This window comes from Micromonospora radicis, from assembly GCF_003583405.1.
Classification (GTDB): Bacteria; Actinomycetota; Actinomycetes; order Mycobacteriales; family Micromonosporaceae; genus Micromonospora; species Micromonospora radicis.
The window spans coordinates 1-12,390 of record NZ_QXEC01000017.1 but is presented as its reverse complement, the minus strand read 5'-3'; the positions used below and the strand labels follow the sequence as shown (position 1 = coordinate 12,390).

General features: G+C 71.3%; 10 protein-coding genes. 8 read left to right on the top strand and 2 right to left on the bottom strand.

What is annotated here, in order from left to right; translation table 11 throughout:
- Positions 1–36 precede the first annotated feature (36 nt).
- Positions 37–285 (bottom strand): DUF2630 family protein, encoded by a 249-nt coding sequence (locus D2L64_RS17865; protein ID WP_119578041.1) that lies wholly within the window; start codon positions 283–285, stop codon positions 37–39.
- Between the two features lie 395 nt (positions 286–680).
- Between D2L64_RS17865 and D2L64_RS17860 the strand changes: the two genes are divergently transcribed.
- The 7 genes from D2L64_RS17860 (at position 681) to D2L64_RS17830 (ending at position 8,734) form a co-directional block, all read left to right on the top strand.
- Positions 681–2,051: a cytochrome P450 gene (locus tag D2L64_RS17860; protein ID WP_233559009.1), complete on the top strand. Its 1,371-nt coding sequence runs from the start codon at positions 681–683 to the stop codon at positions 2,049–2,051.
- Positions 2,048–2,950 carry a terpene synthase family protein gene (locus tag D2L64_RS17855; RefSeq protein WP_119578037.1) on the top strand — a complete coding sequence of 301 codons (903 nt, stop codon included), beginning with the start codon at positions 2,048–2,050 and terminating at the stop codon, positions 2,948–2,950. The genes D2L64_RS17860 and D2L64_RS17855 overlap by 4 nt, the downstream gene beginning before the upstream one ends.
- Complete coding sequence (locus D2L64_RS17850; RefSeq protein ID WP_233559008.1) at positions 2,947–4,557, top strand: prenyltransferase/squalene oxidase repeat-containing protein; 1,611 nt, start codon at positions 2,947–2,949, stop codon at positions 4,555–4,557. Before D2L64_RS17855 ends, D2L64_RS17850 begins: the two co-directional genes overlap by 4 nt.
- Before the next feature lie 108 nt (positions 4,558–4,665).
- Positions 4,666–7,245, top strand: a complete 2,580-nt coding sequence (locus D2L64_RS17845; protein WP_119578036.1) for a sensor histidine kinase — start codon at positions 4,666–4,668, stop codon at positions 7,243–7,245.
- An 88-nt stretch (positions 7,246–7,333) separates the two neighbouring features.
- Positions 7,334–7,756 carry a roadblock/LC7 domain-containing protein gene (locus D2L64_RS17840; protein WP_119578034.1) on the top strand — a complete coding sequence of 141 codons (423 nt, stop codon included), beginning with the start codon at positions 7,334–7,336 and terminating at the stop codon, positions 7,754–7,756.
- A gap of 5 nt (positions 7,757–7,761) precedes the next feature.
- On the top strand, positions 7,762–8,148 hold the full coding sequence (locus D2L64_RS17835; RefSeq protein ID WP_119578032.1) for a DUF742 domain-containing protein: 387 nt from the start codon (positions 7,762–7,764) through the stop codon (positions 8,146–8,148).
- Entirely contained in the window at positions 8,129–8,734 is a 606-nt protein-coding gene (locus D2L64_RS17830) for a GTP-binding protein (RefSeq protein ID WP_119578030.1), read from the top strand. The genes D2L64_RS17835 and D2L64_RS17830 overlap by 20 nt, the downstream gene beginning before the upstream one ends.
- Positions 8,735–8,823: 89 nt before the next feature.
- Here D2L64_RS17830 and D2L64_RS17825 read toward each other — a convergent pair whose 3' ends face one another.
- On the bottom strand, positions 8,824–11,676 hold the full coding sequence (locus tag D2L64_RS17825; RefSeq protein WP_119578028.1) for an aconitate hydratase: 2,853 nt from the start codon (positions 11,674–11,676) through the stop codon (positions 8,824–8,826).
- 154 nt (positions 11,677–11,830) lie between these two features.
- Between D2L64_RS17825 and D2L64_RS17820 the strand changes: the two genes are divergently transcribed.
- Complete coding sequence (locus D2L64_RS17820; RefSeq protein WP_119578026.1) at positions 11,831–12,196, top strand: VOC family protein; 366 nt, start codon at positions 11,831–11,833, stop codon at positions 12,194–12,196.
- Positions 12,197–12,390 lie beyond the last annotated feature (194 nt).

Here is a 12,390-nt window from a genome sequence, read left to right as displayed (position 1 = left end):
GGTGGCGGGCGACCGCCACCCGGAGCCGACCCACCCTCACTGCAGGTACCGCTCGACCTCCGCCACCGGGCGGGCGCCCTGTGCCTCGGGGTCACCGTGGGCCTGCCGGGCAGCCCGGCGGCGGCGCAGCAGATCCCAGCACTGGTCGAGGGACTCCTCCAGCTCGCGCAGCCGGGTGCGGGCCTCGTCGTCGGTGCCCGCCTCGTGCGCCTGCGCGTCGGCGCGCAACCGGTGCTCCTCGTCGACCAGGTCGGAGATCCGGCTCAGAATGGTCTTGTCGTCCATGCCCTGAGCCTGGCACAGCCGAGGCGGCGGCGCCCGCGTTCTTTCCTCGGCGGTCATGACGTAGATCACCACTGCCGGGCCGGCGTCGGTCGCCGTCGAACTGCGCGGCGCTCGGTGGCGCCGCCGCCACGGTTTGTCGATCCGGCATGAGCAGGACAAACAGCCGCGGCGGTCGGTGCTGCGGCGAAGTGGTCGCCGGTTCCGGCGCCGGAGACGGCCCGCCGTGACCGGTATGCGGTGCGACTTCCCTTCTGGACAGGGGGAATGTCGACCATGAAAATTTCTCGTGACGCGACTAGTGGGCACCGCCATCGCGATGTCATGCTCTTCGCAATCGTGGCATGTCTAAGAGTGACCCCGCACCCCTGGGGCCTGTGCAGGTGGGAGCCGAGCACGTGACGACCGTCCAAACCCGACGCGCGGGGACCGTACCCCTCCGGCATACCGTGCCGGGCCTGCTGCGTGACCCGGCCCGCACCCTGGTGGAGTGTGGCGAGCGTTCCGGCGGCGAGGTGGTGAAGATCAACCTCGGATCGTTCCGCCCCTTCCTGATCACCCACCCCGACCACCTGCAGCGGGTGCTGCGCGAGAAGTCCGACAACTACGTACGGGCCGGCGACGGTCTACAGTGGCGGCCGCTCAAGCGGCTGTTCGGTGACGGCATCCTCGGCGACGGTGAACACTGGACCAACAGCCGGCAGATCCTCCAGCCGCTGTTCACCGCCCGGCGCATCGACGGGCTGGTCGACCGCCTGGCGGTGGCGATCGAGGAGTCGATCGACGAACTGGCCGAGCCGGCGCGGACCGGCGAGCCGGTGGACATGGGTGACGTGCAGGCACAGGTGGTCTGCTCGGCCATCATGCGGGTCTTCTTCGCCGACAAGATCTCCGTACCGGACGCCATGCGGATCATGAAGGCGCAGGACCAGATCGCCTGGTCGGTCATGCCCCGGATCCTGGTGCCCTGGGCGCCGCTGGTCGCGCCGATGCCCGGTGACCGCACCTTCCGCCGGGCCGTGCAGCTCATCGACGACCTGCTGATGCCGACCATCCGGGCGGCCCGGGAGACCGTGGACGAGGGTACCGACGACATCATCTCCACCCTGTGGCGCGGCCGTACCGAGGACGGCGGCCGGTTGGACGAGCGTCAGGTCCGCAACGACACCGTGGCGATGGTCGCCACCACCACCGAGACCACGATCAGCGTGCTCACCTGGCTCTGGCCGCACATCGAGCAGGACCCGGCGATCGCCGCGCGGCTCTACGAGGAGATCGACCAGGTGGTCGGCGACCAGCCGGTACGCCGCGAGCACCTGCGCGAACTGCGCTACACCCGGCAGGTGCTCGACGAACTGCTCCGGCTCTACCCGATCGGCTGGCTCTTCCCCCGGACGGCGGTCGAGGAGGACATCATCGGCGGGGTCCGCATCCCGGCCGGATCGACCCTGGTGGTCAGCCCGCTGATCACCCAGCGGATGTCGCAGTTCTGGGACCGTCCCGAGGTCTTCGACCCGGACCGGTTCAGCCCCGAACTCGTACGCAAGCGGCCCAAGTACGCGCACTTCCCGTTCGGCGGCGGCCCGCACCAGTGCATCGGGATGCACCTGTTCTACCTGGAGGCGACGCTGATCGTGGCGACCCTGCTGAGCCGGTACCGGTTCCGACTGTCCCGCCCGAGCGTGCCCGGCATCAAGGTGGCCGCCGCGCTGCGCCCCCTGGAGCGGGTCGAGGTCACCCTCCGCCCGGTGCAAGGTGCCGCGGCGTGAGTTCGTTCACCGAGACGCCGCCGACGACCGGCGGCGACCAGCTGACCGTGGCCGCCGAACAGGGGCGCATCTGTGCCCTCGCCGCCAAGGGACAACGGGACCTGGCCAAGGTCGCCGCGTCGTACCCTGACCTCTTCCCCGCCAAGCCGTTCGACGCCGCGCTGTTCGGCAACGTGGCGATGGCCATCGCCTTCGGCGCCCCCTGGTGCGACCTGGACCGGCTGCGGATCACCAACCGGGCGGTGCTCTGGGGCTTCGCCGTGGACTGGCTGGTCGACCACGAGGCCCGGTCGCGCGACGAGATCGACCGGCTGACCGCCCGCTGTCTCGCGGTGGCCGACGGTGGTACGCCGGAACCCGAGGACCCGCTGGGCGCCTTCCTCGCCGAGTTGCGGGACGAACTCGCCGCCGTGCCGGCCTTCGCCGCCCACGGCGGGCGCTGGCGGGAGGAGACCCGCAAGGTGCTCGCCGCGATGGCCCGGGAGTGGGACTGGAAACAGCACCCGGACCGGTTGCCCGGCTTCGAGGAGTACCTGGACAACGCGGACAACCTCGCCTGCACCGTGGTCAACGTCGTGCACTGGATCCACACCGACGACCCGGCCACGCTGGCGAACCTCGACGGCCTGCTCGCCGCCAGCGACCGGGTACAGCGGATCCTGCGGCTGGTCAACGACCTCGGCACGTACGAACGTGACCTGCGCTGGGGAGACCTCAACGCGCTGATGCTCGTACCGCGCGAACAGGTCGAGCAGCGGATCGTGGAGTTGGTGGCACAGGCCCGCCGGATGCTGGAGCCGCTGCGCGAGAGCTGCCCGCTGCAGGCGGACTACCTGGCCCGGCAGATCGGGTTCAGCAGCGGCTTCTACCGTTCCACCGACTTCTGGGGAGTGTCGTGACCGCGCCGTCGGCGGTGGTCGGCACCGCGCCCGGGGCGACCCCGGCGGACGCGGCGCGTGACGTGCTCCGGCAGTTGGCCCACCAGCCGTACGGGCAGGTGAGCAACTCGGTGTACGAGACCGGCCGGCTGGTCGCCGACGCACCGTGGCTCGACGGGCACGGGCACCGGCTGACGTACCTCCTCGCGGAGCAGGGCGCGGACGGCAGTTGGGGACCGGCCGGCGGGTACGCCCTGGTGCCGACGGCCAGTGCGGTGGAGGCGCTGCTCGCGGCCCTCGTCCGACCCCACCCGACCGGCCCGGGACCGACCCGGACCGAGGTTGTCACGGCCGCCACCCGCGGCGTGGCGGCGTTGAGTCGTCGACTCGGCGACGGCGGGTCCAGGCCGGACACACCGGCTGCCGACCTGATCGTGCCGGCCCTGGCGACGCGGATCGACGCCCACCTGGCCGAGCTGCACGGCGCCGACGGTTCCGCGCTGTCCGGTGCCCCCCGCGCGCTGCCCCCCGTGGACCGGCGGCGGGTCGAGGCGGTCACCGCGTTGCTCGCCGGCGGCCGCCCGGTGCCCAGCAAGCTCTGGCACGCCTACGAGGTACTCGGCCCGGCTGCGGCCGGGCGCACCGAGGTAACCCTGGTCGACGGCGCGGTGGGCGCCTCACCGGCGGCGACCGCGGCCTGGCTCGGCCACGGCCGCCGTCCCGAACCGGCCGCCCGGGCGTACCTCGACGCGGTGGTGACCCGGCACGGTGGGCCGGTGCCCTGCTGCACACCGATCACCGTCTTCGAGCGGTCCTGGACACTGGCCACGTTGAGCCGGGTCGCGCTGCCGGTCCGCCCGGCGCCGCGACTGGTGACGGAGCTGGCCGCCGCCCTCGGCCCGGACGGCGCGGCGACCGGTCCCGGCCTGCCCGCCGACGCGGACACCACCTCCGTCACGTTGTACGCGTTGGCCCGGCTGGGACATCCGGTGGACCCGGGCAGCCTGCTCCACTACGACCTGGGCAGCCACTTCTGCACCTGGCGCGGCGAGGACGGACAGTCGGTCACCACCAACGCCCACGTGCTGGAGGCGCTGGGCTGGCACGCCCGGCACACCGGCGAGGGTGGGCGACGGTACGCCGCTCGGGTGGCCGCGCTGGCCGACTGGCTGCGCGAGGTCCAGCGGCCGGAGGGGCACTGGGCCGACCGCTGGCACGCCTCGCCCTACTACGCCACCTGCTGCGCGGTCCTGGCGCTGGCCGGCTACGCCGCGCCGGAGGTGGCCCGGGTGGCGATCGACCGCGCGGTGGACTGGCTGTTGGCCACCCAGCGCGACGACGGTGGCTGGGGGCGTTGGTCGACCACTGCGGAGGAGACGGCGTACGCGGTGCACGTCCTGGCCGTCGCCCGGCGGCCGGCGGCGTCGGCGGCGATCGGGCGGGCCCTCGGGCTGCTGCGGATGGAGCAGACCGAGCACCCACCACTGTGGCACGACAAGGACCTCTACAGCCCTGACCTGATCGTCCGGGCGGCGGTGATCGCGGCGCGGACACTGGCTCTCGAAGCGGTCGCGCCCATGGACGGCGGTCTGCCTGCGGGGGGTGGACGGGGGCCGACCAGGGCATGATCACGAGCGCTTGAGTTGCTGCGGTGACGCTGTTAGCGTGCGCCGGGGTCGGTGTGCTGACGCACTCCTGACCGACCGATCAACTAGTTCAGGGCCAGGGACGGTGTAATGGGTTCCCGCAGTTCGAATCTGCGTACCAAGGTCGTGGCCCTGTTGGCCTCGCTGGTGGCGCTCTGGGGCTTCACGGCCTGGGTGACCGTCCGAGAGGGAGTCAACCTCGTCGGCGTGCAGGCGCTCGACGTGCGGGTGTTCGATCCCACCGAGCCGCTGCTGCTCCAGCTGCAGCTGGAGCGGCGTACCTCGCTGGTGTACCTCGGGCGGCCGGACGAGGCGCAGCGGGCCGAGCTGACGCAGCTGCGGCAGCGTACCGACGAACTCGCCGCCGAGTTCGTCGAGTCGACCGACAACTGGCAGGTCAGCCTGCTCGGCAGCAACGATCTGCACGCGCGGATCGCGGAGCTGAACCAGGGCCTCGCGGCGCTGCCCGCCACCCGCGATGCCGTCGACGGGCGCAACATCGGCCGCAGTGAGGCAGTCGAGGCGTTCACCGAGCTGATCGAGTCGATCTACTCGATCTACGACGAACTCGGCAACCTGGACGACGACGAGGTCGCGGAGAACACCGCCCAGCTGATCCGGCTGAACCGCGCCCGGGAACTGCTGTCCCAGCAGGACGCCATGCTGGCCGGTGTGCTGGCCGCCGGGCGGATCACCCCGGCCGAGCGGGCCGAGTTCACCCGCGTGGTGGGTGCCCGGCAGTTCCTCGCCGAGCAGGCGGTCGTCCGGCTACCCGAAGCCGACCAGCGCCGCTACCAGGAGATGATCGCCGGCCCGAACTTCCGGCGGCTGGCTGGCCTGGAGAACCAGATCATGCTGGGCGCGGGCACCTCGCGCCTGCCGCTGTCCAGCCAGGAGTGGACCGAGGCCACCGCGCCCGCGCTGATCGAGATCGGCGACGTGGTGCTGGCCGGCGGCGACGAGATCGTCAAGCGGGCCACGCCGGTCGCCATCGGTGTCATCGTCCGACTGGTCCTCGCCGCCGGTCTCGGCCTGCTCGCGGTCATCGCCTCGGTGATCGTCTCGATCACCACCGCGCGAGCCCTGGTGCAGCAGTTGCAGCGGCTGCGGGACGCCGCGTTCCAGCTCGCCAACGAGCGCCTGCCGAGTGTGGTGGAGCGGCTCGGCCGTGGCGACCAGGTGGACGTCGCCAAGGAGGCGCCACCGTTGCAGTTCGGCGACGACGAGATCGGCCAGGTGGGTAAGGCCTTCAACGTCGTGCAGGAGACGGCCATCCGGACCGCGGTGGAGCAGGCCGAGCTGCGTCGGGCGGTCCGTGAGGTCTTCCTCAGCCTGGCCCGGCGTACCCAGGCACTGGTACACCGCCAGCTCACCCTGTTGGACGCGATGGAGCGGCGGGAGCACGACGCGGAGGAGTTGGAGGACCTGTTCCGCGTCGACCACCTCGCCACCCGGATGCGGCGCAACGCGGAGAACCTGATCGTGCTCTCCGGCTCGACGCCGGGCCGGGCCTGGCGGCGCAGCGTGCCGATGGTCGACGTGGTCCGGGGTGCGGTCGGTGAGGTCGAGGACTACACCCGGGTCACCGTGCTGCCGATCAGCGGGGTGTCGCTCGCCGGCCGGGCCGTCGGTGACGTCATCCACCTGCTCGCCGAGCTGATCGAGAACGGGCTGTCGTTCTCCCCGCCGCACACCACCGTGGAGGTACGCGGGCAGCTGGTCGCCAACGGGTTCGCCATCGAGATCGAGGACCGCGGCCTCGGCATGACCGAAGAGGACCTCGCCGCCGCCAACCACCGGATCGTGGACCGTTCCGAACTCAACCTCGCCGACGCGTCCCGGCTGGGCCTGTACGTGGTCAGCCGGTTGACCGACCGGCACGGGGTGCGGGTACGGCTCAAGGAGTCCGCGTACGGCGGCACGACCGCCGTGGTGCTGATCCCCAGCTCGTTGATCGCCGTCGACGGCGCCGAGCAGCCCGAGATCGGCGCCGGCCCGCGCGCCGAGACGTCGGCGGCCGAGTCGGCGCCGGCCGGTCCGACCGAGCGCTCGGCCGCACCGGTGGCCCTCGCCGTCCCGGCACTGCCGCCCGCCCCGCGGTCGGCGGAGACCGGCACCGACGGTGATCGGGAGCGGGGGCGCGACACGGCCGCACCGGTGGAGATCCATCTGGGGTCGGCCGACGACGCCAACGGACTGCCGACCCGGTCGCGGCGGCGGCCCGGCCACTCCGCACTGGACGGCCCGACGATCCCGATCGGCCTTCCGGTCACCTCGACCCCGGGCGGTGACGACATGCCCATGATGCCCCGGCGTCCGCTGGAGACCCGAGCGGGTCAACCGGTCGACGCCCCGGCCGCGGACGGTACTCCCGTCGCGAGCGCGAGCGAGCCGGGTGGCACCGCCGAGGCCGAGTCGAGCCGTACCGAGTCGGGGCTGCCGGTCCGGATCCGGCAGGCCAGCATCGCACCGGGTCTGCGCGCCGAACCTGAGGCGGCGGAGGAGGACGACGACTTGATCCGCGAACCCGAACAGGTTCGACGCATGATGAGTTCGTACCAGACCGGCACCCGGCGTGGCCGCACCGACGCCGCCCGGTTGCTCGGTGGTGGTGGCGGTCGGCAAGGTGACGCGGACGAGTCCGACGACGCCGACCAACAGGCGACCTGACCGAGTTGCGGTCGTGCGGCGAACCGCACGTCCGCCGGTCGGGCCCAGAAGAGCACGGCGATGAGCCGGGGGAGAAGAGGACGACGAAGTGGCGCAGAAGACGGCTTCGAGTGCCGACCTGACGTGGTTGCTGGACGATCTGGTCGGCCGGGTCAAGCAGGCCGAGCACGCGGTCGCGCTGTCCGCCGACGGTCTGCTGATGGCCTCGTCGCAGGGGCTCAGCCGCGACGACGGCGAGCACCTGGCGGCGATGGCGGCCGGCATCCAGAGTCTGGCCCGAGGCGCGGGGAAGCGGTTCGGCGGTGGGCAGGTGCAGCAGACAATCATCGAGATGCAGTCGTCGTTCCTGTTCGTCACAGCCGCCGGTCGGAACGCCTGCCTCGCGGTGCTGGCCAGTGAGGACGCCGACGTGGGGCTGATCGCGTACGAGATGGCCATGCTGGTCACCCGGGTCGGCAAGTACGTCGCTTCGCCGACACGATCAGCCGAGCAGACCAGCGGGGAGAAGTAGCCCACATGACGGTGCAGGGAGAGTCCGCCGACCACCAGTGGGTGGACGACCATGCCGGCCCGGTGGTTCGTCCCTACGCGGTGACCGGCGGCCGGGCCCGCCCGGTCACCGGCACGTTCGACCTGATCTCCCTGGTGATGGCGACCCGCACGGACGTCTCGCCGGAGATCGGGCTGGGCCCGGAGCATCTGGCGATCGTCGGCCTGTGCCAGCGGATGCAGTCCGTCGCCGAGATCGCGGCACACCTGGACCTGCCGGTGGGCACCGTGCGGGTCCTGCTCGGTGACCTGGTGGCGCGCAACCTGGTACAGATCCGGGAGCCGCAGAGCACCCTCGGCGTTCCCGACCACAGCATCTTCGAGGCGGTTATCAATGGACTACGGGCACTCTGAGCGGCCGCCGGGCGCGGTCGCCCTGCCCACAGCGATCAAGATCCTGGTCGCGGGCGGATTCGGGGTGGGTAAGACCACGCTGGTTGGCGCCGTCAGCGAGACGCGTCCGTTGCGGACCGAGGAGGTGCTGACCGAGTCCGGGGTGGGCATCGACGACCTGTCCGGCGTCGAGACCAAGCGGACCACCACGGTGGCGATGGACTTCGGTCGGATCACCATCAGCGACGACCTGGTGCTGTACCTGTTCGGCACCCCCGGCCAGGACCGGTTCTGGTTCGTCTGGGACGAACTGGCGCTCGGTGCGATCGGTGCGGTGGTGTTGGCCGACACCCGCCGGCTCGCCGACTGTTTCCCCTCCATCGACTACTTCGAGGGGCGGGGCACCCCGTTCCTGGTGGCGGTGAACTGTTTCGAGGGCGCTCGCCAGTACCGGCTCGACGAGGTGCAGGCCGCGCTGAACCTCGACCCGGAGGTGCCGGTGCTGCTCTGCGACGCCCGGCAGCGGGAGTCGGCCAAGGAGGTGCTCATCACCATGGTCGAGCACGCCATGAAGGTCCGGGACGCGCGCCGTCGCGGCGTCGAGTGACCGACCGGGTGCGGCCGCGCCGTACCCACCCCGCATGAACCGAAGGGCTCCTTCCCGCGCCGGGAAGGAGCCCTTCGAACGTCGGTGCCTCAGCTGCCGATCATGCGGCGCAGCACGTACTGCAGGATCCCGCCGTGGCGGTAGTAGTCGGCCTCACCCGGGGTGTCGATCCGCACCACCGCGTCGAACTCCACGCCGGTGTCGGTGGCGACCTTCACCGTACGGGGGGTCGAGCCGTCGTTGAGCGCGGTCACCCCGGTGACCGTGAACGTCTCGGTGCCGGTCAGCCCCAGCGAGTCGGCGTTCTCGCCGGCCGGGAACTGCAGCGGCAGCACGCCCATGCCGATCAGGTTCGAGCGGTGGATCCGCTCGTACGACTCGGCGATGACCGTCTTCACGCCCAGCAGCATGGTGCCCTTGGCCGCCCAGTCCCGCGACGATCCGGAGCCGTACTCCTTGCCGGCCAGGATGACCAGCGGGATGCCCGCCTCCTGATAGGTCATCGAGGCGTCGTAGATGGAGCTGGTCTCGCCGGTCAGGTGGTTGACGGTGAAGCCACCCTCCACGCCCGGCACCAGCTGGTTGCGCAGCCGGATGTTGGCGAAGGTGCCCCGGATCATCACCTCGTGGTTGCCGCGGCGCGAGCCGTACGAGTTGAACTCGTGGCGCGGCACGCCGTGCGCGGCGAGGTACTCGCCGGCCGGCGAGTCGGCCTTGATGGAGCCGGCCGGGGAGATGTGGTCGGTGGTCACCGAGTCGCCGAGCTTGGCCAGCACCCGGGCACCGGCGATGTCGCCCACCGGGCTCGGCTGCTGCGCCATGCCCTCGAAGTACGGGGGCTTGCGCACGTAGGTCGACTCGCTGTCCCAGGCGAAGGTGTCACCGGTCGGGGTGGGCAGCGACTGCCAACGCTCGTCACCGGCGAAGACGTCGGCGTACGCGGCGCTGAAACCGGTCGCGCCGATCGCCGAGGCGATCACGTCCTGGATCTCGGCGGTGCTCGGCCAGATGTCACGCAGGTAGACCGGGTTGCCCTCGGTGTCCTCACCGATCGGCTCGTTGGCCAGGTCGATGTCCATCGTGCCGGCGAGGGCGTACGCCACCACCAGCGGCGGGGACGCCAGGTAGTTCATCTTCACGTCCGGGTTGATCCGGCCCTCGAAGTTGCGGTTGCCCGACAGCACCGACACGACCGCGAGGTCGGCCTCGTTCACCGCGGCGGAGATCTCCTCCGGCAACGGGCCGGAGTTGCCGATGCAGGTGGTGCAGCCGTACCCGACCAGGTGGAAGCCGAGCTTCTCCAGGTACGGGGTCAGACCGGCCCGCTCGTAGTAGTCCATGACGACCTTCGAGCCGGGTGCCAGGGTGGTCTTCACCCACGGCTTGCGATTCAGGCCCTTGTCCACCGCGTTGCGGGCGAGCAGCGCCGCGCCGATCATCACCTGCGGGTTGGAGGTGTTGGTGCAGGAGGTGATGGCGGCGATCACCACCGCGCCGTGGTCCAGCTCGAACTCGGTGCCGTCGGCGCCGGTGACCCGGATCGGGTTGCTGGCCCGTCCACCGGCACCCACCGCGGCGTTGACCAGGTCGCGCGGCGCGTCGGCCGGGTCGTTGACCTCGTTGGCCGGCGAGTCGCTGGCCGGGAACGACTCGGCGCTGGCCTCGTCGGCCGGGCCGGCGGTGCCGAACGGCGGGTTGGTGCGTACGCCGCCGCGGGCGTCGGCGTCGCTGCCGGTCTGGTCGGCGGCCACGTAGTCGGTCAGGGCCGAGCGGAACAGCGTCTTCGCGCTGCCCAGCGGCACCCGGTCCTGCGGACGCTTCGGCCCGGCGAGGGAGGGCTCGATAGTGCCCAGGTCCAGTTCCAGGTGCTCGGAGTAGTGCGGCTCGGCGGACGGGTCGTGCCAGAGACCCTGCTCCTTGGCGTACGCCTCGACCAGCGCGACCTGCTGCGGATCCCGGCCGGTCAGCTCCAGGTAGCGGATGGTCTCGGCGTCGATCGGGAAGATCGCCACGGTGGAGCCGTACTCCGGCGACATGTTGCCGATGGTCGCCCGGTTGGCCAGCGGGACCGCGCTCACACCGGGGCCGTAGAACTCGACGAACTTGCCGACCACGCCGTGCTTGCGCAGCATCTCGGTGATGGTCAGCACCAGGTCGGTGGCGGTGGTGCCGGCCGGCATCTCACCGGCGAGCTTGAAGCCGACCACCCGCGGGATCAGCATGCTGACCGGCTGGCCCAGCATGGCGGCCTCGGCCTCGATGCCGCCGACGCCCCAGCCGAGCACGCCCAGGCCGTTGACCATCGTGGTGTGCGAGTCGGTGCCGACGACGGTGTCCGGGTACGCCTGGCCGTTGCGCTCCATGATGGTGCGGGCCAGGTACTCGATGTTGACCTGGTGCACGATGCCGGTGCCCGGCGGGACCACCTTGAACTCGTTGAACGCGCTCTGGCCCCAGCGCAGGAACTGGTAGCGCTCCTTGTTGCGGGCGTACTCCAGCTCGACGTTGCGCTCGAAGGCGTCCTCGCGGCCGAACAGGTCGGCGATGACGGAGTGGTCGATGACCAGTTCGGCAGGGGCGAGCGGGTTCACCTTGGTGGGGTCGCCGCCAAGCTCGCGGACGGCCTCCCGCATGGTGGCGAGGTCGACCACGCACGGCACGCCGGTGAAGTCCTGCATCAGCACCCGGGCCGGGGTGAACTGGATCTCGACGTTCGGGTCCGCCTCCGGGTCCCAGGCGCCGAGCTGGCGGATGTGTTCGGCGGTGATGTTCGCGCCGTCCTCGGTCCGCAGCAGGTTCTCCAGCAGGATCTTCAGGCTGTAGGGAAGTCGTTCCTGCCCCTCCACCTGGCTGATCTTGAAAATCTCGTAGCTCGCGTCTCCGACGCGTAGCTGGGTCTTCGCACCGAAGGTGTCGAGGCTCGCCACGTCGTACTCCTTCACACCAGCGACCGTGAGTAGTCCTGAGCAGTCTGTCGCACCGATCGAGGCGCCGCCGTGCTTAGGCGACACTTACCTACGTCGGTCTCAACAAAACCGTACGTCCGTCTTGCTATGAACGCAACCCGCTGCCATCGTATGGCTGGGAGGTGTACCCATGATCCACCATGTCCAGCTCGCCTGCCCCCGCGGTTCCGAGGACCGTTCGCGGGCGTACTACGTCGACCTCCTCGGCCTCGCTGAGAAGCCCAAACCGCCGGCCCTCGCGGCTCGCGGCGGCTGCTGGTTCACTGGCCACGGCGCCGAACTGCACCTGGGTGTCGAGGACGACTTCCGCCCGGCGCGCAAGGCGCACCCCGCCCTGCTCCGCCCGGATCTCGACGCGCTCGCCGCCCGGCTGGCCGCCGCCGGCTACCCGGTGATCTGGGGTGACGAGGAGCTGCCGGGGCTGCGTCGCTTCCACACCGAGGACGCCCACGGCAACCGGCTGGAGTTCCTCGCGCCGGCTACCGAGCCGACCTGACCGGAGCGCGGCCGACGCCGTCCGGTGGCGTACCGGTCACCTCGGCGCCGCCGAGGCCACTGCGCTCGGTCGGGCGGGGCTCGGCCGGGCGGGGCTGGGGTGGGCGGGGCTGGGGTGGGGGTGGGTGAGGGTCGGCCCCGGGGTGGGTGGATGGGTAAGGGCCGGCCCCTGGTGTGGGGGTCGGCCCTTGGTGT